This is a genomic window from Paraburkholderia ribeironis (assembly GCF_900019265.1).
In the GTDB taxonomy this organism is placed as follows: domain Bacteria; phylum Pseudomonadota; class Gammaproteobacteria; order Burkholderiales; family Burkholderiaceae; genus Paraburkholderia; species Paraburkholderia ribeironis.
This window is the reverse complement of sequence record NZ_CYGX02000027.1, coordinates 67,014-93,551: the sequence shown is the minus strand read 5'-3', so window position 1 is coordinate 93,551 and position 26,538 is coordinate 67,014. Positions and strand designations below refer to the sequence as shown.

Sequence of the window (26,538 nt, the reverse complement as noted above, 5' to 3'; positions counted from 1 at the left end):
GCATTTGCATGAGTTCTTCTTCATCGCCCGAATTGTCCCCTTGCGCCGCGCCTCGCGGGCGTTTCAGTCTGCTCGCCGATACGTCGCTGTCTACCCTCGTCGCCGGCTTCGTCGCGATGATGACCGGCTATACCAGTTCACTCGTGCTGATGTTCCAGGCGGGACAGGCCGCGCATCTGACCGATGCGCAGATTTCATCGTGGATCTGGGCGCTGTCGATCGGCATGGCCGTGTGCTCGATCGGCCTGTCGCTGCGCTTTCGCGCGCCGATCGTGATCGCGTGGTCGACGCCCGGCGCCGCGCTGCTGGTGTCGTCGCTGCCGCATGTCGCGTATGCGCAGGCGATCGGCGCGTTCATCGTCTGCGCGGCGTTGCTGACGGTGGTCGGCCTGACCGGCTGGTTCGACACGTTGATGAGGAAGATCCCCGCCGGCATCGCGTCGGCCTTGCTGGCGGGCATCCTGTTCGAGATCGGCGTCGAGATTTTCCGCGCCGCGCAGTTCCAGACCGCGCTGGTGCTGACGATGTTTTTCACCTACCTGATCGTCAAACGCCTCGCGCCGCGTTACGCGATTCCGACGACGCTGGTAGTCGGCACCGCTGCGGCCGGTGTGCTCGGCTTGCTCGATTTCAGCCGCTTTCATGTCGCGCTGGCGCATCCGGTGTTCACGATGCCGGCATTCTCGGTGGCGGCCAGCGTGAGCATCGGCATTCCGCTATTCGTCGTCGCGATGGCGTCGCAGAACGTGCCGGGCATCGCCGTGCTGCGCGCGGACGGCTACACCACGCCATCCGCGCCGCTGATTTCGACGACCGGCATCGCGTCGCTGCTGCTCGCGCCGTTCGGCTCGCACGGCATCAATCTTGCGGCGATCACTGCGGCGATCTGCACTGGCCCCGAGGCGCACGAAGACCGCGGTAAGCGTTACACGGCCGCGGTCTGGGGTGGCATTTTCTATCTGGTCGCCGGCATTTTCGGCGCGACCATCGCCGCGTTGTTCTCGGCTTTACCGAAGGCGCTGGTGGTCTCCGTCGCGGCGCTGGCGCTGTACGGCTCGATCATGAGCGGCCTCGCTAATGCGATGCAGGACGTCAAGCAGCGCGAAGCCGCGCTGGTGACGTTCATGGTGACGGCCTCCGGCCTCACGCTGCTGTCCATCGGCTCGGCGTTCTGGGGGCTGGTGGCGGGCGTGTTGACGCAGCTGGTGCTGAACACGCGGCGCGCGTGAGGGCTTCGCGCGTGATCGCCGGGTCGACCATCGCTGTTCGCAATCCGTGCGAATGGATCACGGCCACCCGGTGTCACCACTGGATCACGCGATCCGCCATAGAATAGAGAGATCCGGCAGCCATAGAATAGAAACATCCGGCAGCGCTTCCCGGCAACATTTCCCGGCAACATCACGGGCGGCGCTGCAGCGTGACCCGCGGCCGCCGGCACTGATGCATCCGGTCAGCGCGGCGGCGACCTCATTTCTCCTGAACTACGGCGCGCACGCGCCCTGAAGGCTCGAACATGACAACCGCACTCGATCAACTCAAGCAATACACCACGGTCGTGGCCGATACCGGCGACTTCCAGCAACTCGCCCAGTACAAGCCGCGGGACGCGACGACCAACCCGTCGCTGCTTCTGAAAGCCGTGCAGAAAGACGACTACCGGCCGCTGCTCGAAAAGACCGTGAAAGCGCACGCGTCGAAGCCCGTCGGCGCGATCATCGACCAGTTGCTGATCGCCTTCGGCACGGAAATCCTCAAGATCATCCCGGGCCGCGTGTCGACCGAAGTCGACGCGCGCCTGTCGTTCGACGTCGCAGGTTCGATCGCCAAGGGCCGCGAACTGATCGCGCTGTACAAGGAGCACGGCATCGACCGCGAACGCGTGCTGATCAAGCTGGCTTCGACCTGGGAAGGCGTCCGCGCGGCGGAAGTGCTGCAGAAGGAAGGCATCCGCTGCAACATGACGCTGCTGTTCTCGCTCGCGCAGGCCGCGGCGTGCGCGGAAGCGGGGGCGCAGCTGATCTCGCCGTTCGTCGGCCGCATCTACGACTGGTACAAGAAAAACGCCGGCAGCGCGTGGGACGAGGCAAAGGACGGCGGTGCCAACGATCCGGGCGTCAAATCGGTACGCCGCATTTACGCGTACTACAAGAAGTTCGGCTACAAGACCGAGGTGATGGGCGCGAGCTTCCGCACGCCCGGCCAGATTCTGGAACTGGCCGGCTGCGATCTGCTGACCATCAGCCCGGATCTGCTGCAGAAGCTGCAGGACAGCACCGACAAGGTCGAGCGCAAGCTGTCGCCGGAGATGGCCGGCCACGAGAACATCGAGCGCATTCCGGTCGACGAGAAGTCGTTCCGTTTCCTCGTCAACGACGAGGCGATGGCGAGCGAAAAGCTCGCCGAGGGCATTCGCACGTTCGCCGCGGACGCGATCAAGCTGGAAAAACTGATCGAAACGCTGCGTTAAGCGGCGCTGCCGGCGCCGCCTGAAGCAGGCGGCCGGCGCGAGCGACGGGAAACAGGCGGCTGAACGGGCGGCCCTGGACCTGACGGTTCAGGGCCGCCTGCCGTTTGCGGAGTTGAGAACGTACGGTCACGGCCGCCCGCGCCGCCGTCGCCTGCTACGCAATAACGTCACAATCGTCGTCGCGACGTGCGACTACAATCGACTCCACGCCCTTCCCGGTCACCATGGGACCGCGAGTTGACGGCGCTGCCGATCCTATTGTGGGAGACGATCATGCAAGTTCAGCCTTATGTATTTTTCAATGGCCGTTGCGAAGAGGCGCTCGATTATTACAGCGCGAAGCTCGGCGCCCAGGTGATCTTCAAGATGCGCTACAAGGAGGCGCCGCCGGACCCGCAAAACCCGCCTCGCCCGGGTCTCGAAGAAAAAATCATGCACGCCAGCGTGCGGCTGGGTTCGTCCGACTGGATGGCCTCCGATGGCCGTTGCGATCCGGCGGCCCCGCCGATGAACGGCTTCAGCCTGTCGCTGACGGCCGACGACGCCGCGTCCGCCGAAAAATACTTCAGCGCGCTCGCCGACGGCGGCCAGGTGGTGATGCCGTTCCAGGCCACGTTCTGGAGCAAGGGCTTCGGGATGGTGGTGGACCGTTTTGGCCTGACGTGGATGGTGACGCTGCCGTCAGAAGAGTGACGCGCGGCGGGCCGCCCCGCCTACCCCTTCAGCGCATGCCGCGCCCGCCGCTCGATATTCCAGTTCGGCTCGGTCTCCAGCAACAGCGCGCGTAGCCGGTCCACCTGTTCCGCGAGCCGCTGCCCGAGCCAGTACGGCCCCTGCAGATCGGGCGGCAGCGCGAGCGCCGCGTCGCCGTGCGTTTGTGCGAGCGGTGACGCGACCGGAATGCTGAAGTGCGTCGCGCGGCCAAAGCGCAGTGCGCGCGCAATCGCCAGCAGGAGCGCGCGCACCGCATGGACCTCGACGCCGCAGCGTGCCGCATACGCGGCGCGGGCCATCGCGTCGGCGTGCAGCAGCGGACCGGTCGCGAGCAACTCCAGCGAACTGAGCACCGAGCGATGCAGCCGCTGGATCTCTTCCAGCTTTGCTTGCGGCACGTCGATTTCCTTCGCGACCGACGGCATCAGCGAGCGCAGCTGCACCAGCTGCCGGTTGATTTGCAGAAAGCGCTTTACCTGCTCCTCTTCGCTGATCGTCTCGCCATCGAGCAGGCGTGCATAGATCGATGCGCATTCGCGCAGATTGGCCGCGAGCCCATAGCGCCATGAATACGTCGCGTGCAGCGGCAACGCGAACGAAAACGCCAGCGCAATCACGATGCCGATCAGCACATTCAGCGTGCGCCATAGGCCGACGTCGATCAGATTGTCGCCGTGGCCCGCGACGATGCACATCGTGATGGCCGTCAGCAGTCCGACATAACCGGACGAGCCGATCGCGAACCACGCGCAGATCGACGCGACGACCGCCATCAGCACGTACGTGAGCGGCAGCGAGCCGACCAGGTTCTGCTGCAGGATCAGCAGCAGCCCGATCGACGCGCCGAGCAGCGTCCCGGCCGCGCGCTCGGCGGCCTTCTTGCGGATATTGCCGTGATGCTGCAAGCCGCCGATCACCACCAGCAGCGTCACCGAAGACCAGATGCCGTGTGGAATGTCGATGCCGGTGGTCGCCAGAATCGACACCAGCATCGCGAGGCCGACGCGCAGGCTGTGCAGCACCCTCGCGTGCCGGTAGCGGTAGTAAGGCGACGTCACCGCGCGCATCATCCGGCTGAGCGCCGAGCGACGTGGAATCACAGTACGGGAATCGGCAGAAGCCATGGCGGCGCGATGGAAGGCGGTGGAGGACGGTCCCGCTATCCTGCCCTGGAGTGGCCGCCAAAGACAAACGCCCGCAAACTTTCGTCTGCGGGCGCCGCGTTTTTCAAACCGGTCGAGCCGACCGACCCGAAGCCGGTCGATCAGCTTTCGACCACGTCCAGATAGTCTTCCGGACTGGTGCGGTCTTCGGCGCGCTGCATGCCGGTCGCGCGCACCAGCAGGCTCACCACCACCGCGACCACCAGGTTGACAATCAGCGACCACACCGCCGCATAGCCCGGAATCCCGATGCCGAACAGGTGGATCGTGAAGATCGAGCTGGCCAGCTTCAGCGAAATCGCCATCCACGTGCCGGTGGCGATGCCGGCCGCCCAGCCGAGCAGCAGGCCGCGGTAGTCGAGCATGCGCGTGTACAGACCCAGCACGATGGCCGGCAGCGTCTGAATGATCCAGATGCCGCCGAGCAGTTGCAGCTGGATCGCGTACGTGAGCGGCAGGCCGATAATGAACGCGACCGCGCCGACCTTGACGATCAGCGAGACCAGCTTCGCGACGTTGGTCTCCTGCTCATGCGTCATGTTGCGGTTGATGAACTCCTTGTGCACGTTACGCGTGTACAGGTTCGCTGCCGCGATCGACATGATCGCCGCCGGCACCAGTGCGCCGATGCCGATTGCCGCGAACGCCACGCCGACGAACCACGACGGGAAAAAGTGCAGAAACAGCGCGGGCACCGCGAAGTTCGGGCCGAACGCCTTGAAGTACGGCACGAATTCCGGCATGTCCTTCACGCCGGCGGCCAGCGCCATGAAGCCGAGTAGCGCGAGCAGACCGAGCACCAGCGAATAGGCCGGCAGCAAGGCCATGTTGCGACGAATCGTGTTACCCGATTTCGACGACAGCACCGCGGTGACCGAATGCGGGTACAGGAATAGCGCGAGCGCCGAACCCACCGCAAGAGTCGCGTAGGCGCTGTAACCGTTCAGGCTCGAGACGTCCGGCGACTTCAGCAGCAACTTTTCCGGCGGCACAGCGGCGAAGATATGGCCGAAGCCGCCCAGTTGCGGCGGAATCACGATGATCGCGGCGAAGATCGTGATGTAGATCAGGATGTCCTTGACCACCGCGATCATTGCCGGCGCACGCAGGCCCGACGTGTACGTGTACGCCGCGAGGATGGCGAACGCGATGATCAGCGGCAGATCGCCGACGAAGCCCTGGGTGTCGAAACCGAGCGCACCGATCACCACTTCGATACCGACCAGTTGCAGCGCGATGTACGGCATGGTCGCGACGATGCCGGTCGCGGCGACGGCCAGCGCGAGCATGCGGCTGCCATAGCGGGCCGACACGAAGTCCGCCGACGTCACGTAGCCGTGACGCTTGGCGATGCTCCACAGCTTCGGGAACACGACGAACGCGAACGGATAGATCAGGATCGTGTACGGCAGCGCGAAGAAACCCGTGGCGCCCGCTCCGAACACCAGCGCCGGCACGGCGATGAAGGTGTACGCGGTGTACAGGTCGCCGCCCAGCAGGAACCACGTGACGATGGTGCCGAAGCGCCGGCCGCCGAGGCCCCACTCTTCCAGGTGGGCGAGGTCGCCGCGCCGCCAGTGGGCCGCGATGAAGCCGAGAATCGTGACGCCGATGAAAAACAGGACGAAGACGAAAGTTGCGATGGCGTTCATTGTTGCGCGCCCCCTTGCGAACGGCCCGTGTAGCGCGACTTGGTCTTGAAGTACACCAGCGCCGTGATGACCGCGCTGATCAGCACCCACAAAAGCTGATACCAGTAGAAGAACGGGAAACCGAACAGCTGAGGTTCGATCCTGTTGTATGAAGGCACCCAGACCATTGCGATCCAGGGCACCAGCAGCAACCAGAGCCAGTGCTTGCTGGCTTTGTTCGCGTCGGCGTCGTGAGCCATGACGTCTCCTCTTTCCTGTTTTTGAATTGTTTGCCCGTGTCTGGCGGGAGGTGGAACCCACGGCGGGTGGCCACGGGCACCCCGAGAGCCTCGACAGAATATAGGAGCCGCGAATCCACGGTCAAGCAGGGACGACCCGAGGCGGGACGAGGCGGGACAATGCAGTGAAAGGCCGCAATCATGAGCCGATGCGCGATGGATCGGCTGGCGACGCGTGGCCTGTAGACGGTGCAGAGGTGGTTCAGCCGGGGTGCTGCGGTGATGACGACGCTGATCGGCCATCGGCCGCGCTTGGGCGCCTTCGCGAGCCGGTCAGCCGACCGGCCCGCTGCTTAAGCCTGGGCGCTCAGATCGAGAACGACACGCCCGTCTGCCCGGTCGATTCCTGCAGACCCTTGATCCACTTGCGCGCCGGCAAGCCGAGTTGCGCTTCGATCAGCTTCGCACGCGTTTGCAGCGCGCTGAACGGCACATCGAGCGATGGGCCCGAGAACGCGATCGCGATGCGATTGCCGTCGTGCACTTCCGGCAGCGCGATCACGCGGCCGTCGAACGCTTCGTTCAGGCGCTTCATGTTGCGCACGAAGCTCGGATGATCGCCGAACAGATTCACCGTCGCCACGCCCGCGTCGGTCAGGCACGCGCGCACCGCGCGATAGAAGCCGACGCTGTCGAGCACCGGGCCGCGTGCGGTCGCGTCGTAGACGTCGATCTGCAGCGCACCGATCGTGCCGTGATTGGCGCGATCGTTGACGAAGTCCCATGCGTCGGTTTCGTGCACCGTCAGACGGGCGTCGTCGTGTGGCAGGTCGAACATGGTGCGCGCGGCCACCACGACCGCCGGGTTCACCTCGACCGCCTCGACCTTCGCGCGCTTCAGGAAACGATGCGCGAACTTGGTCAGCGACGCCGCGCCCAGACCGAGCTGGACGATGCGCTTGGGCGTTTCGATGAACAGCAGCCAGGCCATCATCTGCTGCGCGTATTCGAGTTCGATGTGATCGGGCTTGCGCAGACGCATCGCGCCTTGCACCCATTCCGTGCCGAAATGCAGGAAGCGCACCCCGCCCTCTTCCGAGAACGTCACCGGCGCGAAGCGCGGCTTGCGCGGTGCTTCGATTTGCGGCGCGTCGTGCAGATCGTCGTCGTGCGATGCGCGCCCATTGTGGCGCACTGCTTTGCGCGCGTTGTTCAGGTTGTTTCGTTTGCCACCGGCGCTGTCAGCGTCCCGGTTGCGGAAAGCACGCGCCTCGGCCGAAGCGCGCTTGATCAATTTCGTCATGTAAGGATGTCGCGCCAGAGACGCAATTTTTGGTCGAACGAGAGCATAGCATTCGCCGGACTCGACGAAGGCAATACGAGCGTAGCGTAGCCCGCCGCGCCGATGATCGGTGCGAAGCGGCCCGCCGTCTTGCCGTTGAAGCAGACTTTCGCGAGCTTCGGCGCGTGCGCGCGCAGCGCGGCGAAGTCGTTGGGACTCGCGTTGCGGATCGCGGCATCGAGACTGCCTTCGCGCTCGCACGCGGCGAGCACGTCCCACACGCCGATGCCGTGCGCGAGCACGCGCCGCAGGCGCTCCTCGTACGCGAGTTCGACGAGCGATTCGTCGAGCACGGTGCCGAGCAGGCGCCAGAACTGGTTGCGCGGATGCGCATAATACTGGGTCGCGGCGAGCGACGCTTCGCCGGGAAAGCTGCCCAGAATCAGCGTGTGCGTATCCGCGGCGGCGACGGGGGGAAAGCCGCGCAGCATCAGCGGTTCCGTGGGTCGGACGCACGCAACGCGGGATGCGCGCGTGACGCGGTATGCTCGAGCGCACGGCCGTGCTCACGCATGCGTGGCTGCGCGGCGGGCAGAGGATGCGCGAGCCGCTGGCCCGCTGCGTGCGCAGCACACGCGGCGCCCGCCGTACTCGCTTCGCCCATGGACGCCAGATGCGCCAGATGCGCCCACAGCGCCGGCAGCATGCATTCGGTCACCATGAGCGGCGCGCCGTGACGCTCGAACACGGAACGGCGCGCGACCAACGCATGCGGCGGCAGGCGGTCGATTTCACGCGCCGCCAACCGGTACAACGGATGACGCGCGCTCACCCTGCGGCTCACCAGCGACGAGCGCGCCACGCTGCTATCGCTATACAACAGCTCGGCGAGCGGCCGTGTGCGCAGACGCCGCGTGGCCTGCCACACGCCGACGCTCGCGGCGCGCGGCGTCACGCTATGCGCGGCGACGAACGGCACGTCGTCCACCGACAACACCACTTCCCGAACCCACACCGGCGCACGCGGTGCAAGGCCGAGCGCGGCGGTCTCGTCGGCCCATGGCAGCGCGACGCCTTCGCGCGTCACGCGCACCGCAACCGTGCCGAGCGCGCGCAGATGCGCGGTCAGTGAACCACCACGGGTCAACCAGTCTTTCTGGGCGGCGCTGAAGCCGGGTAAGGACGCGACGCGCCAGTGGGCGTCGGCGGCATCGAAACGGATAGGCATGGTGTCGGATTATAACGGCGCGGCCGTCAGGCGATTTTCCGCGCGCACATCATGCGCTTCGTGCGCTTCGTCCATTTCGCGGCGAGTCGGTGCCAACGGCTGCGACCACTACGACAGCGACAGCGACACGGATCTCGAGTCGCGTCAAACCGCCTGGCGTTTTCGGATAAAGCTGATTCCCCACCCCTGCGACGCGCGATAAAACCTTCATGTTTGAACCAGGCCAGCGGTGCGTCCCACGTTCGATGCGACGCGCCATCCAATCAGACCATCAAGGAGAGGCGGAACATGAAAAAATTTCTGGGCGCGACGGCATGCGTGCTGTCGGTGTTGCTGGTGGCTGGCTGCGCAGCCCCGCTGAATCGCGATACGGAAACCGCGTTGAACAGCAAGCTCGGCATCGAGGTGGCCCAAGTCCCGGACGGCGTTGCGGTCAAGCTGCCCGAAACCGCGTTGTTCGATTTCAATCAATCCAACGTGCGCGCCGATTCGAGCGCCGTGGTCGATCGTTCCGCGGTCTTGCTCAAGCGCAGCAACAAGCCGATCGTCGTCGAGGGCTACACCGACAATATCGGCACGCTCGAATACAACCAGCACCTGTCCGAAGCGCGCGCAACCTCGGTGGGTTACGCGCTGGTCGCGCGTGGCGTGGCGCAGGATCGCATCCGCACGAAGGGCAACGCATATAACAACCCGGTGGCGAGCAACGACACGCCCGAAGGACGCGCACTGAACCGTCGCACAGAGATTATCGTTCGCGGCGAGTCGATGGACACGATGATGGGCAGGAAGTGAGCGTCGCCGGCTAGCTCCGGCTGCGTCAGAATGAAGGCCGCGGGGCGCTGTCGATCGTCACCAGCGCACCGCCCAAACGTGTCCTTCAACATGAGACTCAGCGCATCGGCAACTGAAACGGGAAAAAAATGCACTGCCGAAGCAGCGCATTTTTCAACCAAGGGCATCAGTACGACAACGCGGTCGGCTCATGCTCAATTCGCACGCGCCAGCAGCAACGCATTGGTACGCATCACGAAGCTCGCCGGATCTTCCAGCGCGCCACCTTCGGCAAGCAAGGCCTGATCGAACAACAGATGGCACCAGTCGTCGAAGTTCGCGCTGTCCGCATGCAATCCCTTTACCAGCGCGTGCTCCGGATTCACCTCGAGAATCGGGTGGAACGACGGCGCCTGCTGGCCTGCGGCCTTCAGCATGCGTTGCAGATAGCCACTCATTTCACCATCGTCCGCAACGAGGCACGACGGTGAATCGGTCAGACGGAACGTCAGGCGCACGTCTTTCGCCTTGTCCTTCAGCACTTCCTTCATCTTCTCGACGAGCGGCTTGAATTCTTCGCCGACCTTCTCCTGCGCCTGTTTTTCCTCGTCGTTCAGCGCGCCCAGATCGAGATCGCCGCGCGCCACGCTTTGCAACGGCTTGCCGTCGAATTCGTTCAGGAACGACAGCATCCATTCATCGACGCGATCGGTCAGCAGCAGCACTTCCACGCCCTTCTTGCGGAATACTTCGAGATGCGGGCTGTGGGTCGCGGCCTGCCAGGTGTCGGCGGTCACGTAGTAAATCTTCGTTTGCTCAGGCTTCATGCGCGCGACGTAATCGGCCAGCGACACGGTCTGCTCGGGCGTCTCCGTGTGCGTCGACGCGAAGCGCACCAGTTTCGCGATCCGCTCGCGATTGGCGAAATCTTCGCCGATGCCTTCCTTCAACACCTGGCCGAATTCCTTCCAGAAACCGGCGTACTTTTCCTTGTCCGCGTCGTTATCCGAATTGGCCAGCTCTTCGAGCATCGACAGCGAGCGCTTGGTCACGCCTTCGCGGATCGCCTTCACATCACGGCTCTCCTGCAGGATTTCGCGCGACACGTTCAGCGGCAGGTCGCTCGAATCGACCACGCCCTTCACGAACCGCAGATACGCCGGCAGCAGCTGCTCGGCGTCGTCCATGATGAACACGCGCTTCACGTACAGCTTCAGGCCACCGCGCTGCTCGCGGTTCCACAGGTCGAACGGCGCGTGCGACGGCACGTATAGCAGTTGCGTGTATTCGCTGCGGCCTTCGACGCGGTTGTGAGTCCACGTGAGCGGGTCCTGATGGTCGTGCGAGATGTGCTGGTAAAACTGCTTGTACTGGTCTTCGGTGATGTCGTTCTTTGCGCGGGTCCACAGCGCGCTTGCCTGGTTGACGGTCTCGTCCTCGTCCTTCGTGACCATCTCGCTCTTTTCCGCGTCCCACTCTTCCTTCTGCATCAGGATCGGCAGCGCGACGTGGTCGGAATACTTGTGGATGATCGACTTCAGGCGATACGACGACAGCAGCTCGTCCTCGTCGGCACGCAGATGCAGCGTGATCGTCGTGCCGCGGGCGGCGCGCTCGATTGTCTCGACCACGAAATCGCCCTCGCCTGCGCTGACCCAGCGCACGCCTTCCGAGGCCGGCAAACCGGCGCGGCGCGATTCGACCGTGATCTTGTCGGCGACGATGAAGCCTGAATAGAAGCCCACGCCGAACTGGCCGATCAGCGCCGCATCTTTCTGCTGGTCGCCGGAGAGCTTGCCGAAGAATTCCTTGGTGCCCGAGCGCGCGATCGTGCCGAGGTGCGAAATGATCTCGTCACGGCTCATGCCGATGCCGTTGTCGTCGAGCGTGACGGTGCGCGCGGCCTTGTCGTACGACACGCGAATCCGCAGGTTCGGATCGTTCTCGTACAGCGCGCTGTTTGCGATCGCTTCGAAGCGCAGCTTGTCGGCCGCGTCGGATGCGTTGGAAATCAGCTCGCGCAGAAAGATTTCCTTGTTGCTGTACAGCGAATGGATCATCAGTTGCAGAAGCTGTTTCACTTCTGCCTGAAAGCTCATGGTTTCTTGTGCCATGGTCGGACTTCCTCTCTGTTGCGAATCGGGTTCAAGCCAGGGGTAACACTGGGCGCCGGTGCCACGCGGGTGCCACGCGGGTGCCAGGTCGTGCCGTGCGGCGCGGCCTGGCACCCGGAAAAATGCCGAACAACGTCGGGCCGCCGGATCGTCCGCCTAACTGGGGGCGATCCGGCGCGGTTTCAAGAGGCCCGGCGTGCAACGCCGTCGAGGTAACGGCACAGAAACGTCGCCAGCTCAGGATCGCCGCAGTTGGCGATATTGAAACGCATCCACGTGGTCGGCGACTGCTGCGGTGAAAACAGGCCGCCGGGCGTCAGCAGGAAGCCGGCTTCGTGGCCGGCGGCCGCCAGCGCGCCAGCGTCGACGCCCGTGTCGGCCCACAGAAACATGCCGGCCGTAGGCGTCAGGAACAGCTTCATGCCGGTCTTCTCCAGCATCCGCACGGATTTTTCGCGCACACCGTCGAGCCGCACGCGCAAGCGCTCGACGTGCCGTCGGTAGTGGCCTTCGGTCAGAATCTTGTAAAGCACGCGCTCGTTGAGCTCCGGGCTCGTCATGCCGACCAGCATCTTCTGGTTGCTGACCGCCGTGGCCACCTCCGGCGCGCACGCGATAAAGCCCACGCGCAAATTCGGCGCGAGCGTCTTCGAGAAACTGCCGAGGTAGATCACGCGCTTCAACTGGTCGAGGCTCGCGAGCCGCGTGCCCGGATAGCTCGGCGGGCACAGATCGCCGTAAATATCGTCTTCGACGACGATGAAGTCATACGCTTCGGCAAGGCGCAGGATGCGAAACGCCTGGGCCGCCGTCAGCGACGTGCCGGTCGGGTTCTGCAGCACCGAGTTGATCACCAGCATCTTCGGGCGCCACGTTTGCACCAGCGATTCGAGCGCGTCGAGGTCCGGGCCGTCCGGCGTGTACGGCATGCCGACCAGCCGCGCGCCTTGCGATGCAAAGCGTCCGAACATCTGGAACCAGGCCGGATCGCCGACGATCACCGCGTCGCCCGCCTTCACGTAGATGCGCGAAATCAGGTCGATCGCCTGGGTGATGCCCGACACCATCACGATCTGATCGGGCGACGCGCCGATTTCCAGTTCCTCCAGCCGCGTCTGCAACTGCTGGCGCAGCGGCAAAAAACCCTGCGGCGTGCCGATGCCGAGCATCTGCGCGCCGCTTTGCCGGCCGAGCGTGCGCAACGCATTGGTGATCAGGTCGCCGTCGAGCCAGCGCGCGGGCAGATAGCCAAGGCCCGGACTGCGCTCAGGGCGCGCGCCGGTGTACAGCATGTTGCGCAACAGCCAGACCACGTCGATCGTGGTCGGCGCGGGCGCCCCTTCGGGGTGCGGGCGCATCTCCATGACCGCCGCGCCGGAGATCCTCTCGCGCACGTAGAAGCCGGAGCCGCGCCGCGACTCCAGATACCCTTGCGCCACCAGCCGCTCGTACGCCTCGACCACGGTGAAGCGCGACACGCCCTTATCGAGCGCGAGCTTGCGGATCGACGGCATCCGCATGCCGGGGCGGAACACGCGCTCCTCGATGCGGCGGCGCGCCCACTGCACCAGCTGTTCGACCAGCGTCAGCGCTGACGTATCGTGCGGGGCGGGAATCTGGGCAAGCGGGACGGACATGGCGGGCTCCAACTGTACCGAACAGTATCGAGGCGATTGTACCGTTACTGTGCCGGTCGCCGCCGCTACATTCGAGTACGGCAAAGGGCGGCGACGCAGCGCAAACGCGGTTCGGACACGGGGTCCGCGGTGCGTGGGCGATCCGGCGACACCGGTCACAACCATCCGCATCGCCCGCCGACCCGGCAAACGGTTATGCTTACGGCCCCGGCCGCGCCACCGTCAGACCATGCGCGCCGGCTTAGCGCACAAAGCGCGCAGAAGACCGCGCAGAAAACCGTTTTTCTCGATCCGCCTCGATTCGCTTCGATTCGTCATGACAGCCCATCCGCTCCGTCTCGATCACCTCGTGATTTCCGCCCGCACCCTCGACGAGGGCACCCAGTACGTCGCCGACACGCTGGGCATCGCCCCGGCCGGCGGCGGCGCGCATCCGCTGATGCGCACTCACAATCGCCTGCTGAACCTGTGGGGCGGCGTGTATCTCGAGGTGATCGCGATCGACCCGCACGCCGCGTCCGTGGCCGACGGCGGCGCGCCGCGCGCCCGCCTGTTCGCGCTCGACGACCCGGCGACGCACGCGCGGCTCGAGCGCGGCCCGTACCTGTCGCACTGGGTCGCCCGGGTCGAGCGGCCCAAGCGGCTGTCGATGTGGCAAACGCAGTATCCACAGCGCATTGCGCCGATCGTGCCGATGACGCGCGGCGATTTCACGTGGAGTCTGTCGGTGCCCGACGACGGGTCGTTCCCGGCCTGGCAAGGCGCCGGCGACGGCGTGCTGCCATCGTTGATTCAGTGGGACTCGGCGCGGCATCCGTCGAGCGCATTGCCGGCCACGGAGATCACGCTGAAAGCCTTGAAAGCCGTGCATCCGCAAGCCGAACTGGTAAGCGCGCAACTGCGGTGGCTCGGTGCGGCGCATCTGCTCGACTTGCAGTCCACCGACGGCGCCGCGGCGCTCGTCGCCCAATTTGAAACCCCTGGCGGTCTACGGACCCTGAAATAAGCAGCGCGCGCGGGTCGTCGACTCGCGCGATAATTGAAGCTTTGACCGGTTCTAGAGATACCAGAGGAGACCATGGACCAAAGCGACCTCAAAGCCCCGACGTGGCAATTGTCCGAACGCGCGCGCAAGCTCACCAGCTCCGCGATCCGCGAGATCCTGAAGGTCACGGAACGGCCCGAAGTCATTTCGTTCGCTGGCGGCCTGCCCTCGCCGGCCACCTTCCCGGCCGAACGTATGCGCGAAGCGTCCGACCGCATTCTGCGCGACACGCCCGCCGCGGCGCTGCAGTACAGCGCGACCGAAGGCTATGCGCCGCTGCGTGAATGGATCGCGCAGCGCTACTCGGTGAACGGCGCGCAGATTCGTCCCACCCAGGTGCTGATCACCACCGGCTCGCAACAGGCGCTCGACCTGCTCGGCAAAGTGCTGGTGTGCCCGGGTAGTCCCGTGCTGGTCGAAACGCCCACCTACCTCGGCGCGCTGCAATCGTTCTCGATGTACGAACCGCACTACGTGCAGGTACCGACCGACGAGCAAGGCCTGATCCCCGCGGAACTCACGCCGGATCTGACCAAGGGCGCGCGCCTGCTGTACGCGCAACCGAACTTCCAGAATCCGACCGGCCGCCGGCTGCCGGTCGAACGCCGTCGCGCGCTTGCCGAGTTCGCGAGGAACGCGCCGTTCCCGGTGATCGAAGACGACCCGTACGGTGCGCTCGACTACGCGGGCGAACCGCTGCCCACCATGCTGTCGATGGCGCCGGATCACATCGTCTACCTCGGGTCGTTCTCGAAGGTGCTCGCGCCGGGCCTGCGGGTCGGTTTCATCATCGCGCCCGAAGAGTTGATCTTCAAACTCGTGCAGGCCAAGCAGGCCACCGATCTGCACACGCCCAGCTTCACGCAGCGCATCGTGCACGAAGTGATCAAGGACGGCTTCCTCGACACGCACGTGCCGACCATCCGCGAGTTGTATCGCAATCAATGCGAGGCGATGCTGGACGCGCTCACGCGCTATATGCCCGAAGGCGTGAGCTGGAACCGTCCGGAAGGCGGCATGTTCATCTGGGTGAATCTGCCGGCGCAGATCGACAGCATGAAACTGCTCGAAGAAGCGGTCGCGCAGAACGTCGCGTTCGTGCCGGGCGGTCCGTTCTTCGCGAACGAGGCACAGCACAACACGTTGCGTCTGTCGTTCGTCACGGTGCCGCCGGCTAGAATCGACGAAGGCGTCGCACGCCTCGCCACGCTGATCCGCGCGAAGGTCTGAGCGACCTGTCGCACGATCCTCACGCGACTCGCGCCACCGAATTCCACCCCCTCACTCAAGGACACGACATGGCTCAAATCAATGTGTACGACAAGCTCAAGGAACTGGGCATCGAACTGCCCGTCGCCGGCGCGCCGGCAGCCGCGTATGTGATGAGCGCGCAAAGCGGCAACACGGTGTACCTGTCCGGTCACATCGCGAAGAAGGACGGCAAGGTGTGGGCCGGCAAGCTCGGCGCCACGCTCGGCACCGACGAAGGCAAGGCCGCGGCACGCTCGATCGCCATCGACCTGCTGGCCACGCTGCACGCGCATGTGGGCGATCTGAACCGCGTCACGCGCATCGTCAAGCTGATGAGCCTCGTCAACTCGACGCCCGACTTCACCGAACAGCATCTGGTCACCAACGGCGCGTCCGAACTGATCGCCGACGTGTTCGGCGAGCGCGGCAAACATGCGCGCTCGGCGTTCGGCGTCGCGCAGATTCCGCTCGGCGCGTGCGTCGAAATCGAGATGATCGCAGAAGTCGAGTAAAGCAAGCGAGTAACCCAAGCGCATCGGCAACCCAGTCAGCATAGTCTGGCGGTTCGCCCAACAGTGCGTGTAGAACGCGTCGCGAGGTGTCGGCCACCCGCGGCGCGTTTTGCATTTATGGCGGAGCTAGATCGTTGCGGCGTCAGCGGATAGAATCCGCGAATCCCACTCACCGACTGACTCACTGAATCGCATCGATGCTCGCTCACACCGTTCGCTTCAAACAGGTCGACGTGTTCACGTCGGTACCGTTCAAAGGCAATCCGCTTGCTGTCGTATTCGATGCCGACGCGCTCGATACGAATCAGATGCGGGCCATCGCGCACTGGACCAATCTGTCCGAAACGACTTTTCTATTGAAGCCGACCGACCCGGCCGCCGACTATCGCGTGCGCATCTTCACCACGCATGGCGAGTTGCCGTTCGCGGGTCATCCGACGCTCGGCACTGCGCACGCGTTGCGCGACAGCGGATATCAACCAAAGCAGGCCGGCAAGCTGATCCAGCAATGCGGTGTGGGACTCGTCGAACTCGAGGCGTTAACTGGCACTGCCGGTACCGCCGACAGCATGCATGACGCATGGGCGTTCGCCGCGCCGCCCGCGCGCATTACGCCGCTTGCGGAAGATCGATACGCGATGCTCTCCGCGGCCTTGCGCAGCGACGCGATCGATTTCAGCGCGACGCCCTGCGCAGTCGACAACGGCGCGCCGTGGCTCGTGGTTCGCCTCGATTCGGCGCGCGATTGTCTCGCGCTCGAACCCGACGCCGCGGCACTCGCCGAGCTCGTGCATTCGGTCGACACTCACGGGCTCGCGGTCTACGCACCTCACGACGCCGACGGCCCCGCGACCTTCGAGGTGCGCTGCCTGATGGCAGGCGGCGGGTTCGGGGTAGGTGAAGACCCGGTGACGGGCAGCGCCAACGCTGCGCTCGCCGGTTTGCTGAGCGCACAGCAGCGACGCCCCGGCATGCACTACACAGCTCGCCAGGGCACGGTGCCTGGCCGCGCGGGCCAGGTGTCGGTGCGCTACGACGATGCGCGTGGCAAGACATGGATCGGCGGGCCATCGGTGACGATCGTCGACGGCACGTTCCGGCTGCCGTAACGCCGCGTTCCTTGCACGCACGAACGTGCATGCACATGCTCGAGCGTGGCAAGATGCGGTACGTCGCCTGAAAATACAACGCATGCCGCATCTCGCCGCGCGAGACCACAAAAAGCCGCATCGTTGTCCAAACTAATCCGCATTGCGTCGCAAGAGGCCTGCCATAGACCCTGGCACACCTGAATGCTGAGCCCGATGAAATATTCAAAAACAATAAGCGGGCTGCGCCCCCATAGCCGGCGCACCTGGCCGCGATTCAGGCCGATACAGGCCGCGTGTCCTGCCAGCGTATACCCGATGCCGCGAAGCTTCCTTAATCCAGTGGCATTAAGTAATATCGAAACATACCCGATGACCTGTGGACGGTCAGGCACGGTGGCAAGCCACCTCCTCCTGTGCAGTAGTTCCGGCACCTTGGTCACCATGCAGCCATCCATGAAATCAGCGCAGTCGATGCTCTCGCATTTGCAACCGGCCCGCACTCACGCATGGGCTGTCCGATGAGCCAATCCCGCTTCTCCGACGAGCGCGAAGCCAAGCCTCGCCGCGATCCGGCGGTGTCGCGCCGGCGAGCGCTGTTCGTCATTCCCGCGCTTGGCGTGCTGGTCCTGATCCTGCTTTGGACCGTGATCTTCGCGCGGCTGTCGATGGAGAAAGAAGCCACCAATCGCGAGGCGATGGCCTCTGCTGCAATTCTCTCGGCGGCGCTGGAACAGCATACGGTCAAGGCCATTCACCAGGTCGACCAGATCACCCGCTTCGTCAAATACGAGTTCGAGAAGACACCTAATCATTTCAATCTCGCCAGCACGGTCGAAAAAGGCGTCGTGCAAAGCGAGACGCTGGTGCAGGTGTCGTTGATCGACGAACGCGGCAAGCTGCTCGCCAACACGGCCGAGCTCAATCCCAAGCACATCGATCTGTCGGACCGCGAGCACTTCAAGGTCCATGAACACGAGAACGACGACCAGTTGTACATCAGCAAGCCCGTGCTTGGCCGCGTGTCCCGTCACTGGACCTTGCAGATGACGCGCCGTTTGAATCATCCGGATGGCTCGTTCGCGGGCGTCGTGGTGGTCTCCGAAGACCCCAGCTATTTCACCACCGACTTCTACAACAATGCAGCGATCGGCCGTGAAGGCGTGATCGCGGTGATCTCCGACAACGGCGCCGTGCTCGCTCGGCGCACCGGCAGTGCCGACTCCGTCAATGGCGCGTTCTCGGCGAGCGGCTCGTATCCGACCTCGGAGCATGTGTCGGGGACCTACGTCGATTCGATCGACAACGTCACGCGCATCGTCTCGTACCGGCACATCGACGGCTATCCGCTCGGCGTGCTGGTGGGTCTTTCGCAGGCCGAAGAGTTCGCCGACTACAACCACACGCGCAACGTCTATCTGCTGATGGCGGGCTTCATTTCGCTCGCGATGCTGAGCTTCTTCGCCGTCGCGACCGGACTGATCGGCAAGCTGCTGGGCCGCGAGCGCGAGATGACGCATCTGGTCGAATACGATCTGCTGACCGGTTTGCGCAACCGCTATGCGACGCTGCAAACGCTGCGGCATGACGTGGCGCAGGCGGCCAACCTCGGCCGCCTCGCGATTCTTTTCATCGACCTCGATAACTTCAAGACCGTCAACGATACGCTCGGCCACAACGCCGGCGACATCGTGCTGCAGATGACAGCCTCGCGGCTCGCCGCCGCGGTCGGCGACGGCGGCGCGCTGAGCCGCATCGGCGGCGACGAGTTTGTGGTCGTGATCAAGGGCGACGACGTCGAGAAGCGCGCCGTCGCCCTGGCCGAAGCCGCTGCCGAAGCGTTCGACCGACCCTTCGACGTGCGCGGCAGTTCGTTCGTACTGCATGCGAGCATTGGCATCGCGCTGTACTCGGTGCCCAACGAGAGCGAGATCGATCTGCTGAAGAAGGCCGACCTCGCGATGTACAGCGCGAAAGACGCGGGCAAGAACTGCTACCAGTTCTATTCTCCGCAGCTGGCGCATCGCGCGGACCATCTGATGAGGTGGGAACAGCAATTGCGCGTGGCGCTCGCCGAAGGGCAACTGTTTCTCGCCTATCAGCCGAAGATCGATCTGACGCGCCGCTGCATCACCGGTTTCGAGGCGCTGGTGCGCTGGAACCATCCGCAACACGGTCTGATTCCGGCGAGCGAGTTCATTCCGGTCGCCGAATCGACCGGGCTGATCGTGCCCATCGGCGACTTCGTGATCGAGACCGCCTGCCGGCAACTGGCGCTCTGGCAACAGCAGGGCTACGAGAAGTTGTCGCTCGCGGTGAACATCTCGGCGGTGCAGTTCTGGCGCGGCGACCTGTACCAAACCATCTCGCGTGCGATCGAGGAAACCGGCATCTCGGCGCGCCGCCTCGAACTCGAAATCACCGAGACGGCGATGATGGAATATCCCGAACTGGTCTCGGAGAAGATCTACGCGTTAAAGCGCCTCGGCGTGCGCATCGCGCTCGACGATTTCGGCACCGGCTATTCGTCGTTGTCCTATCTGAACCGCTTCTCGGTGGACACGCTCAAGGTGGATCGCTCGTTCGTCCAGGCGATTCCCGGCGACCGCAGCGTCTGCGTGATGGTCACCGCGATCGTCAATCTGGCGCGCTCGCTCGGACTCACGGTGGTGGTCGAAGGCACCGAAACCGAAGAGCAGATCGCATGGCTCGCCGCGCTCGGCCATATCGAGGCGCAGGGTTTCCTGTTCTCTCGTCCAGTGCCCGTGGAGGCGATACCGGCGCTGCTCGAACGCTTCGGCGTATGCGGTGTGACGGACCGCCGCGCCGTGCACGAAACCGACAGCACCAGCAGCGTGTCCAGCACCAGCGACTGAGCGCGGCCGGCTCGCCACGGCAGCGAAACCGCGGCAGCATTCACGCTGTACCGCGTCACCGCGTGCTGCCGGCCAGCGGCCATGCTACCCGATGACGATGATCCCAATAGAATAGGACGGGTGCCCAGGGCGGGACGCCCGGGGCGCCATGCAGACGATCACGAGCCGCGATGCGCTCAGACGAGGAGAACGGGAACCGCTATGGACGCTGTTCCGGGTTGTGTTCGCCCTGTCGGCGTTGTCATGGGGCGGCCTCGCGCTGATGGCGCAACTCGAGCATCACTACGTCGAACGCGAGGGACGGCTTTCACGGGTGGCGTTCTCCGATCTGATCGCACTCGCCTGGATGGTGCCCGGGCCGGTGGGATGCAATGTCGCCGTGCAACTCGGGCACGCGCTGCGTGGACGCGCCGGCGCGTGGGTCGCGGGCATCGCCAGCGTGCTGCCCTTCTTCATGCTGATGACGCTGTTTGCGATCTTCTACCGCGCGCCGCTCGTGCACGCCGTCGCTTCGCAAACCTTGCTCAATCACTTCAGCGTCGTGCTGGCCACGCTGATCGCGACCACCTGGTACAAGCAGACACGCGCGCTGGTGCGCGGCAAGCTCGAATGGACGGCGGCGCTGCTGGGCTGCGTGGCGCTCTTCTATGCGCGCAGTCCCGCGGCCTACGTCGCGATGCTCGGCGCGTCCTTCGGCGTCGGCTGGTTCGTGTGTCCAGTGCGCGATGCGCGCCTCGTCGTGTCGCTCAGGCGCGGCGACTGGCACCTGTTGGGCGCGTTGTGTGTCCTGCTGATCGTGTTCGCGCTGCCGTTGCCGCATCGCTATGAACTGGTGCTGCTGTGGCCGCGGCTGGCCGGTGCCGGCATGACGCTGTTCGGCGGCGGCTTCTCGGCATTGCCGGTGCTCAAGACGCTGTTCGTCACGCCAGCGATCGGCGTATCGGACAATGACTTCACGCTGGCGTTTTCGCTATCCCCGCTGTCGCCCGGACCGCTGTTGAATGTGGTGCCGTTCTTCGGCTATCTGGTGGATGGCTGGGCGGGTGCGCTGATTGCAACGCTCGCGCTGTTCGTGCCGTCGGGCTGCCTCGTCGTGCTGGCGCAACGGCATCTGCATCAGTTGAAGACGAATCCGCGCTTCGAGCACGGAATGAGGATCCTGCGCGCGGTCACCACCGCGTTTCTCGCAGTCGCCGTGCTGCGCATTGCCGCGCATGTGCCGTTCGAACCGGTGTATCTGATCACCGCGCTCTTCGCCGGCATGTGCTTCGCAAAGCTGAAGATGCCGGTGTACGTGGTGTATGGGACCGTGGCGGTGGTATGCGGACTGTGGCTCGCATATGGCGCGCTGCCTTGACCGGCAGCGGCCCGCACAACCGCTACCCCAGGCTCAGAACCCGCGCGACAACACCGCGACACCGATCGTCACGACGCCTAGCAAGATATTGATGAGCACGAGACGCCGGATGGTGCCGACCGCCTGCGCGCCGTCCGGCCATTTCTGCGCCTGCACCGCGCGACGGATGCGCGGAAAAACGGCAAAGCGGATGTGCCCAAAGATCAGCATCATCACGATGCCGAGACCCGCCATTGCATGCAGCGGCCACATCGCATGACCGCCGCCGAATTGCATCAGCAGAAAGCCACCGGTGAGGAGAATCACCAGCACGGCCGCGGCGACCCAGTTGAAGAAACGGCCGAATACCGACTCCCACAACGGCAAGCGCAATTGCGGCGATAGATCGGCCATGGCCGGGCGCAGACAGAAGTGTGCGAACACCATTCCGCCCACCCACACCGCGACCGCGAGTAGATGAAGGAAGAGCGCGAGTTCGATAGCCTTGTTCATGTTGTTTTCCTCTCCCGACGACGTCACACCGCTTACGACAATCTACCAACAGCGGCCATTGAGCGCATTCGACCATGTGCCGTGCACGCAGTTCCAGACGCCTGACGCTTTGCCGTCGTTTTATAGTTGTTATTGCAGCGTGCCTGATCCCGCGACACCACTGCCCCCGATTTTCAAGATACCCGGCGAGCGCCCCGCATGTTAACAGACGCTCGCCGCATTCCGGCGTCAAGCTTTGTCAAGTCGCCAGCACCGGACGCATACCGTCGAGCTTCATCTTGCTCTCCGGCGCACGCCCCTTGCGTGCGCGCTTGCCGACATGCGGCGCGAGCGCGGCGCCGCTCAGCTGCTCCTCATCGACGCGGCCGCCCCGACGCGTGCCGATCAGCATCACGCCCGCCCGATTGATGGCCAGTGCCTGCAACAGCGTTTCGTTGTCGTCGAGCGCCATCAGTGTGACGCCGCGGCCGCCGCCCGAGAGCGTCTTCATCTCGTCGAGGCCGAACACCAGCAGACGCCCGCCCGACGACAGACACGCGATGTGCGTCGCGTCCGGCAGCATCGGCATCGGCGCGAGCGGTACGGCGCCTGCATCGATCGTCATGAACGATTTGCCTGCCTTCACCCGGCTCACCATGTCGCCCACCTTGGCGACAAAGCCGAAGCCGTTGCTCGACGCGAGCAGCAACGCCTGCTCCGCGGACGCCGCGTAGTAGTGCATCAGATGGCTGCCCGACTCCAGTTCGATCAGCGACGTGACCGGCACGCCGTCACCGCGACCGCCCGGCAGCAACGCCACCGCGACCGAATAGACCCGGCCGTTGCTGCCCCACGCGATCAGCGTGTCCGGCGTGCGGCACTGGAACGCCGCGTACAGCCCGTCACCGGCCTTGAACGTGAAGCCGGCCGTATCGAGGCCATGGCCCTTCAGCGCACGCACCCAACCCTTCTGCGACACCACCACCGTGACCGGTTCGTCGACCACGCGCGCTTCGAACGTCGCGCGCTTTTCCTGCTGGATCAGCGTGCGCCGCTCGTCGCCGTATTGCTTCGCGTCGGCTTCGATCTCCTTGATGAGCAGGCGCTTCATGGCCGATTCGTTGCCGAGCAGTTCTTCGAGCCTGACCTTCTCGTCGCGCAGGTCCGACAGTTCCTTCTCGATCTTGATCTTTTCGAGCCGCGCCAACTGGCGCAAACGGATCTCGAGAATGTCGTCGGCCTGGCGCTCGGACAAGCCGAACGCGGCCATCAACGCGACCTTCGGTTCGTCCGATTCGCGAATGATGCGGATGACTTCGTCGATATTCAAAAAGACGATCATCCGGCCTTCGAGAATATGAATCCGGTCGTCGACCTTGGCCAGACGATGACGCGTGCGGCGCGTGACCGTCGCAAAACGGAACGCGATCCACTCGTGCAGGATTTCGCTCAAGCCCTTCTGACGCGGCCGGCCGTCGCCGCCGACCATCACCATGTTCAGCGACGCGTTCGATTCGAGGCTCGTATGCGCGAGCAGCGTATTGACGAACTCGGTCTGGTCGATACGGCTCGACTTCGGCTCGAACACGAGACGCACCGGCGCGTCCTTGCCGGACTCGTCGCGCACCGCGTCGAGCAGCGCCAGCATGGTCTGCCTGGTCTGCAGCTGTTCGGGCGTGAGCGTCTTCTTGCCGAGCTTGATCTTCGGGTTGGTCTGCTCTTCGATTTCCTCGAGCACCTTCTGCGCGGCCGTGTTCGGCGGCAGCTCGGTGATCACCAGTTGCCACTGGCCACGTGCGAGGTCTTCGATCTTCCAGCGGGCACGCACTTTCAGGCTGCCTCGGCCCGTCTCGTACGCCGCGGAGATCTCCGCTTCGCTCGAGATGATCTGGCCGCCGCCCGGGAAATCCGGCCCCGGCATGTGCTGCATCAGTTCGGCATGCGCCAGCTTCGGATGGCGGATCAGCGCGACCGCCGCACTCGCGACTTCACGCAGATTGTGCGACGGTATCTCCGTCGCCAGACCCACCGCGATGCCCGACGCGCCATTCAATAGCACGAACGGCAAGCGCGCCGGCAGCACCTTCGGCTCTTCGAACGAGCCGTCGTAGTTGGGCATGAAATCGACCGTGCCCTGATCGATTTCATCGAGCAGCAGTTTCGCGATCGGCGTGAGACGCGCTTCCGTATAACGCATGGCCGCCGCGCCGTCGCCGTCGCGCGAGCCGAAGTTGCCCTGGCCGTCGATCAGCGGATAGCGCATCGAAAAATCCTGCGCGAGACGCACCAGCGCGTCGTACGCCGACTGGTCGCCGTGCGGGTGATACTTGCCGAGCACATCGCCGACCACGCGCGCCGACTTGACCGGCTTCGCGTTGTCGCCCAGTCCCATCTCGTTCATCGCGAACAGGATGCGGCGCTGCACCGGCTTCTGGCCGTCGCAGACGTCGGGCAGCGCGCGGCCCTTGACCACGCTGACCGCATATTCGAGGTACGCGCGCTCGGCGTAGTTGCCGAGCGTCAGGAAGTCGCCTTCAGGAGGCGGCGGCTCGGTGAAAAGGTCGAGAGTGTTATCGTCGTCCATCTAGATTCCGTATCCGTGTTTGGCTTGAAGTTTTCGTGCGCAGGCAGAGCGCCGGGAAGCCGGCTAACAAGCGGGTTGCAAAGCGGGCTGCAAAGCGGGCCGCAATGCGCGCTCAGATATCCGCTTCCACTTCGTTGCCCTTTTCTTCCAGCCAGCTGCGCCGCGACGCCGCTTCGCCCTTGCCCATCAGCATCGTCATGCGCGCGACCGTGGAGTCGTAGTCGAGCTCGCCCAATGCGACCGGCTGCAGACGCCGCGTGTCGGGGTTCATCGTGGTGTCCCACAGCTGTTCCGCGCTCATTTCGCCGAGCCCTTTGAAGCGGCTGATCGACCATTGCGTATCGCGCACGCCGTCCTTACGCAGCTTGTCGAGGATCGCTTCGAGTTCGCCTTCGTCGAGCGCGTACAGCTTCTGCGCGGGCTTCTTGCCGCGCGCGGGCGCATCGACGCGAAACAGCGGCGGACGCGCGACGCACACGTGGCCGCGTTCGATCAGCTGCGGGAAATGCTTGAAGAACAGCGTGAGCAGCAGCACCTGGATGTGCGAACCGTCGACGTCCGCGTCCGACAGAATGCAGATCTTGCCGTAGCGCAGATTCGACAGATCGACATGGTCGTCCGGGCTATGTGGATCGACGCCGATCGCCACCGAAATGTCGTGCACCTCGTTGTTGGCGAACAGGCGGTCACGCTCGGTTTCCCACGTGTTCAGCACCTTGCCGCGCAACGGCAGGATTGCCTGGTACTCCTTGTCACGGCCCATCTTCGCGGAGCCGCCCGCCGAGTCGCCCTCGACGAGGAACAGCTCGTTGCGGCCGATCTCCGTCGATTCGCAATCGGTCAGCTTGCCCGGCAGCACAGCGACACCCGAACTCTTGCGCTTCTCGACCTTCTGTCCGGCGCGCGTGCGGGCCTGCGCCTGCTTGATCACGAGGTCCGCGAGTTTCTTGCCGTGCTCGACGTGCTGGTTGAGCCACAACTCGAGCGCCGGCCGCGCGAACGACGACACCAGCTTGACCGCATCGCGGCTATTGAGCCGTTCCTTGATCTGGCCTTGGAACTGCGGGTCCAGAACCTTCGCCGACAGCACGAACGACACACGCGCGAACACGTCTTCAGCGAGCAGTTTGACGCCCTTCGGCTGCAGGTTGTGCAGCTCGACGAAATTCTTGACCGCCTGATACAGCCCGTCGCGCAAGCCGGATTCATGCGTGCCGCCCGCGGGCGTCGGAATCAGGTTGACGTACGACTCGCGCGTAAGCGGCCCTTCCTCGCTCCATGCGACGACCCACGCGGCGCCCTCGCCTTCGGCAAACGTCTCTTCGCTCGCACGCGAGTTTTCCGCATAGCGCTCGCCTTCGAACAGCGGAATCAGCAGGTCGCTGCCGTTCATGCCTTCGAGCAGATAGCCGCGCAGACCGTCTTCGTATTTCCAGCTTTGCTGCTCGCCGGTTTTTTCGTTGATCAGCGTGACTTCGACGCCCGGCAACAGCACCGCCTTCGAGCGCAGCAGACGTTGCAGCTCGCCGAGCGGCAGGTTCGGCGAATCGAAGTATTTCGGGTTGGCCCACGCGGTGACGCGCGTGCCGGATTTCTTGTCGCCTTTCGCGGCGGCTCGCACTTCCAGCTGCTTCGCGACGTCGCCGTTGGCGAAACTCAGTTCGGCGATCTTGCCGTCGCGCCATACGGTGACATCGAGGCGCGTGGACAGCGCGTTCGTGACCGACACGCCGACGCCGTGCAGGCCACCCGAGAACGTGTACGCGCCGCCGGCGGCTTTGTCGAACTTGCCGCCCGCGTGCAGGCGCGTGAAGACGATCTCGACGACCGGCACGCCTTCTTCCGGATGCAGGCCGAATGGAATGCCGCGGCCGTCGTCCTCGACCGAGACCGAATGGTCCGCATGCAGCGTGACCGTGATTTGCCGGCCGTAGCCGCCGAGGGCCTCGTCCGACGCGTTGTCGATGACTTCCTGAATGATGTGCAGCGGATTTTCGGTGCGGGTGTACATCCCGGGCCGTTGCTTGACCGGCTCCAGGCCCTTCAACACCTTGATCGACGCTTCGCTATACGCGGCGTTTGGCTTTTTCGTAGACATGGTT

22 protein-coding genes are annotated in these 26,538 nt (G+C 64.5%); 10 read left to right on the top strand and 12 right to left on the bottom strand.

All coding sequences use genetic code 11. The annotated features are described in order from the left end of the window. Positions 1–8: 8 nt before the first annotated feature. The 3 genes from BN2475_RS13370 to BN2475_RS13360 all read left to right on the top strand — a co-directional run bounded on the left by BN2475_RS13370 (position 9) and on the right by BN2475_RS13360 (position 3,163). Positions 9–1,229: a benzoate/H(+) symporter BenE family transporter gene (locus tag BN2475_RS13370; RefSeq protein WP_094779992.1), complete on the top strand. Its 1,221-nt coding sequence runs from the start codon at positions 9–11 to the stop codon at positions 1,227–1,229. Positions 1,230–1,516: 287 nt separating this feature from the next. Then, positions 1,517–2,470: a transaldolase gene (gene tal / locus BN2475_RS13365; protein ID WP_094779991.1), complete on the top strand. Its 954-nt coding sequence runs from the start codon at positions 1,517–1,519 to the stop codon at positions 2,468–2,470. 273 nt (positions 2,471–2,743) lie between these two features. Beyond that, positions 2,744–3,163 (top strand): VOC family protein, encoded by a 420-nt coding sequence (locus BN2475_RS13360; RefSeq protein WP_094780116.1) that lies wholly within the window; start codon positions 2,744–2,746, stop codon positions 3,161–3,163. Between the two features lie 20 nt (positions 3,164–3,183). On the opposite strand, the gene BN2475_RS13355 is transcribed toward BN2475_RS13360, so the two are convergent. The 6 genes from BN2475_RS13355 to BN2475_RS13330 all read right to left on the bottom strand — a co-directional run bounded on the left by BN2475_RS13355 (position 3,184) and on the right by BN2475_RS13330 (position 8,727). After that, positions 3,184–4,308 (bottom strand): FUSC family protein, encoded by a 1,125-nt coding sequence (locus tag BN2475_RS13355; protein ID WP_174641942.1) that lies wholly within the window; start codon positions 4,306–4,308, stop codon positions 3,184–3,186. 140 nt (positions 4,309–4,448) lie between these two features. Then, a complete protein-coding gene (mctP, locus tag BN2475_RS13350; protein WP_094779989.1) occupies positions 4,449–5,999 on the bottom strand; it encodes a monocarboxylate uptake permease MctP in 1,551 nt (516 codons plus the stop codon). Next, positions 5,996–6,238: a DUF3311 domain-containing protein gene (locus BN2475_RS13345; RefSeq protein ID WP_094779988.1), complete on the bottom strand. Its 243-nt coding sequence runs from the start codon at positions 6,236–6,238 to the stop codon at positions 5,996–5,998. The genes mctP and BN2475_RS13345 overlap by 4 nt, the downstream gene beginning before the upstream one ends. Before the next feature lie 346 nt (positions 6,239–6,584). Continuing rightward, entirely contained in the window at positions 6,585–7,520 is a 936-nt protein-coding gene (locus BN2475_RS13340; RefSeq protein ID WP_094779987.1) for a class I SAM-dependent methyltransferase, read from the bottom strand. After that, positions 7,517–7,990: a DNA-deoxyinosine glycosylase gene (locus tag BN2475_RS13335; protein ID WP_094779986.1), complete on the bottom strand. Its 474-nt coding sequence runs from the start codon at positions 7,988–7,990 to the stop codon at positions 7,517–7,519. The genes BN2475_RS13340 and BN2475_RS13335 overlap by 4 nt, the downstream gene beginning before the upstream one ends. After that, the gene (locus tag BN2475_RS13330; RefSeq protein WP_094779985.1) at positions 7,990–8,727 is read right to left on the bottom strand and encodes a chorismate--pyruvate lyase family protein; all 738 of its coding nucleotides are present in this window, start codon (positions 8,725–8,727) and stop codon (positions 7,990–7,992) included. Before BN2475_RS13330 ends, BN2475_RS13335 begins: the two co-directional genes overlap by 1 nt. 288 nt (positions 8,728–9,015) lie before the next feature. On the opposite strand from BN2475_RS13330, the gene BN2475_RS13325 reads away from it, so the two are divergent. Beyond that, complete coding sequence (locus tag BN2475_RS13325; RefSeq protein WP_094779984.1) at positions 9,016–9,522, top strand: OmpA family protein; 507 nt, start codon at positions 9,016–9,018, stop codon at positions 9,520–9,522. A 194-nt stretch (positions 9,523–9,716) separates the two neighbouring features. Here BN2475_RS13325 and htpG read toward each other — a convergent pair whose 3' ends face one another. Beyond that, positions 9,717–11,615 carry a molecular chaperone HtpG gene (htpG, locus tag BN2475_RS13320; RefSeq protein ID WP_094779983.1) on the bottom strand — a complete coding sequence of 633 codons (1,899 nt, stop codon included), beginning with the start codon at positions 11,613–11,615 and terminating at the stop codon, positions 9,717–9,719. A gap of 182 nt (positions 11,616–11,797) precedes the next feature. Further along, the gene (locus BN2475_RS13315) at positions 11,798–13,252 is read right to left on the bottom strand and encodes an aminotransferase-like domain-containing protein (RefSeq protein ID WP_094779982.1); all 1,455 of its coding nucleotides are present in this window, start codon (positions 13,250–13,252) and stop codon (positions 11,798–11,800) included. Between the two features lie 316 nt (positions 13,253–13,568). Between BN2475_RS13315 and BN2475_RS13310 the strand changes: the two genes are divergently transcribed. The 4 genes from BN2475_RS13310 (at position 13,569) to BN2475_RS13295 (ending at position 17,169) form a co-directional block, all read left to right on the top strand. Next, positions 13,569–14,258, top strand: coding sequence for a VOC family protein (locus tag BN2475_RS13310; protein ID WP_094779981.1), 690 nt, complete (start codon positions 13,569–13,571; stop codon positions 14,256–14,258). A gap of 72 nt (positions 14,259–14,330) precedes the next feature. Continuing rightward, positions 14,331–15,527, top strand: coding sequence for an aminotransferase-like domain-containing protein (locus BN2475_RS13305; protein ID WP_094779980.1), 1,197 nt, complete (start codon positions 14,331–14,333; stop codon positions 15,525–15,527). A gap of 68 nt (positions 15,528–15,595) precedes the next feature. After that, positions 15,596–16,060 carry a RidA family protein gene (locus BN2475_RS13300; RefSeq protein ID WP_094779979.1) on the top strand — a complete coding sequence of 155 codons (465 nt, stop codon included), beginning with the start codon at positions 15,596–15,598 and terminating at the stop codon, positions 16,058–16,060. 197 nt (positions 16,061–16,257) lie between these two features. Further along, positions 16,258–17,169, top strand: coding sequence for a PhzF family phenazine biosynthesis protein (locus BN2475_RS13295; protein WP_094779978.1), 912 nt, complete (start codon positions 16,258–16,260; stop codon positions 17,167–17,169). Here the strand turns inward: BN2475_RS13295 and BN2475_RS35015 are convergent. Continuing rightward, positions 17,091–17,594: a hypothetical protein gene (locus BN2475_RS35015; RefSeq protein WP_143325783.1), complete on the bottom strand. Its 504-nt coding sequence runs from the start codon at positions 17,592–17,594 to the stop codon at positions 17,091–17,093. The two genes, BN2475_RS13295 and BN2475_RS35015, sit on opposite strands and share 79 nt — an antisense overlap. Positions 17,595–17,669: 75 nt before the next feature. Here BN2475_RS35015 and BN2475_RS13290 point away from each other — a divergent pair, with 75 nt between their 5' ends. Then, on the top strand, positions 17,670–20,024 hold the full coding sequence (locus BN2475_RS13290; RefSeq protein WP_094780115.1) for a bifunctional diguanylate cyclase/phosphodiesterase: 2,355 nt from the start codon (positions 17,670–17,672) through the stop codon (positions 20,022–20,024). A gap of 148 nt (positions 20,025–20,172) precedes the next feature. Further along, complete coding sequence (locus tag BN2475_RS13285) at positions 20,173–21,381, top strand: chromate transporter (RefSeq protein WP_094779977.1); 1,209 nt, start codon at positions 20,173–20,175, stop codon at positions 21,379–21,381. Positions 21,382–21,414: 33 nt separating this feature from the next. On the opposite strand, the gene BN2475_RS13280 is transcribed toward BN2475_RS13285, so the two are convergent. The 3 genes from BN2475_RS13280 to BN2475_RS13270 all read right to left on the bottom strand — a co-directional run bounded on the left by BN2475_RS13280 (position 21,415) and on the right by BN2475_RS13270 (position 26,534). Continuing rightward, positions 21,415–21,873: a CopD family protein gene (locus BN2475_RS13280; protein WP_094779976.1), complete on the bottom strand. Its 459-nt coding sequence runs from the start codon at positions 21,871–21,873 to the stop codon at positions 21,415–21,417. A gap of 238 nt (positions 21,874–22,111) precedes the next feature. After that, entirely contained in the window at positions 22,112–24,436 is a 2,325-nt protein-coding gene (gene parC, locus BN2475_RS13275; RefSeq protein ID WP_094779975.1) for a DNA topoisomerase IV subunit A, read from the bottom strand. A 112-nt stretch (positions 24,437–24,548) separates the two neighbouring features. Beyond that, a complete protein-coding gene (locus BN2475_RS13270) occupies positions 24,549–26,534 on the bottom strand; it encodes a DNA topoisomerase IV subunit B (RefSeq protein WP_094779974.1) in 1,986 nt (661 codons plus the stop codon). Positions 26,535–26,538 lie beyond the last annotated feature (4 nt).

What these genes read in the sequence shown, in the direction of transcription:
- BN2475_RS13335 (WP_094779986.1), bottom strand. Translation starts at nt 7,990, where the DNA reads ATGCTGCGCGGCTTTCCCCCCGTCGCCGCCGCGGATACGCACACGCTG.
- BN2475_RS13360 (WP_094780116.1), top strand. Translation starts at nt 2,744, where the DNA reads ATGCAAGTTCAGCCTTATGTATTTTTCAATGGCCGTTGCGAAGAGGCG.
- mctP (WP_094779989.1), bottom strand. Translation starts at nt 5,999, where the DNA reads ATGAACGCCATCGCAACTTTCGTCTTCGTCCTGTTTTTCATCGGCGTC.
- BN2475_RS13330 (WP_094779985.1), bottom strand. Translation starts at nt 8,727, where the DNA reads ATGCCTATCCGTTTCGATGCCGCCGACGCCCACTGGCGCGTCGCGTCC.
- BN2475_RS13280 (WP_094779976.1), bottom strand. Translation starts at nt 21,873, where the DNA reads ATGAACAAGGCTATCGAACTCGCGCTCTTCCTTCATCTACTCGCGGTC.
- BN2475_RS13295 (WP_094779978.1), top strand. Translation starts at nt 16,258, where the DNA reads ATGCTCGCTCACACCGTTCGCTTCAAACAGGTCGACGTGTTCACGTCG.
- tal (WP_094779991.1), top strand. Translation starts at nt 1,517, where the DNA reads ATGACAACCGCACTCGATCAACTCAAGCAATACACCACGGTCGTGGCC.
- BN2475_RS13315 (WP_094779982.1), bottom strand. Translation starts at nt 13,252, where the DNA reads ATGTCCGTCCCGCTTGCCCAGATTCCCGCCCCGCACGATACGTCAGCG.
- BN2475_RS13310 (WP_094779981.1), top strand. Translation starts at nt 13,569, where the DNA reads ATGACAGCCCATCCGCTCCGTCTCGATCACCTCGTGATTTCCGCCCGC.
- htpG (WP_094779983.1), bottom strand. Translation starts at nt 11,615, where the DNA reads ATGGCACAAGAAACCATGAGCTTTCAGGCAGAAGTGAAACAGCTTCTG.
- BN2475_RS13325 (WP_094779984.1), top strand. Translation starts at nt 9,016, where the DNA reads ATGAAAAAATTTCTGGGCGCGACGGCATGCGTGCTGTCGGTGTTGCTG.
- BN2475_RS13345 (WP_094779988.1), bottom strand. Translation starts at nt 6,238, where the DNA reads ATGGCTCACGACGCCGACGCGAACAAAGCCAGCAAGCACTGGCTCTGG.
- BN2475_RS13290 (WP_094780115.1), top strand. Translation starts at nt 17,670, where the DNA reads ATGAGCCAATCCCGCTTCTCCGACGAGCGCGAAGCCAAGCCTCGCCGC.
- BN2475_RS35015 (WP_143325783.1), bottom strand. Translation starts at nt 17,594, where the DNA reads ATGGTGACCAAGGTGCCGGAACTACTGCACAGGAGGAGGTGGCTTGCC.
- BN2475_RS13300 (WP_094779979.1), top strand. Translation starts at nt 15,596, where the DNA reads ATGGCTCAAATCAATGTGTACGACAAGCTCAAGGAACTGGGCATCGAA.
- BN2475_RS13355 (WP_174641942.1), bottom strand. Translation starts at nt 4,308, where the DNA reads ATGGCTTCTGCCGATTCCCGTACTGTGATTCCACGTCGCTCGGCGCTC.
- BN2475_RS13270 (WP_094779974.1), bottom strand. Translation starts at nt 26,534, where the DNA reads ATGTCTACGAAAAAGCCAAACGCCGCGTATAGCGAAGCGTCGATCAAG.
- BN2475_RS13340 (WP_094779987.1), bottom strand. Translation starts at nt 7,520, where the DNA reads ATGACGAAATTGATCAAGCGCGCTTCGGCCGAGGCGCGTGCTTTCCGC.
- BN2475_RS13370 (WP_094779992.1), top strand. Translation starts at nt 9, where the DNA reads ATGAGTTCTTCTTCATCGCCCGAATTGTCCCCTTGCGCCGCGCCTCGC.
- parC (WP_094779975.1), bottom strand. Translation starts at nt 24,436, where the DNA reads ATGGACGACGATAACACTCTCGACCTTTTCACCGAGCCGCCGCCTCCT.
- BN2475_RS13285 (WP_094779977.1), top strand. Translation starts at nt 20,173, where the DNA reads ATGCAGACGATCACGAGCCGCGATGCGCTCAGACGAGGAGAACGGGAA.
- BN2475_RS13305 (WP_094779980.1), top strand. Translation starts at nt 14,331, where the DNA reads ATGGACCAAAGCGACCTCAAAGCCCCGACGTGGCAATTGTCCGAACGC.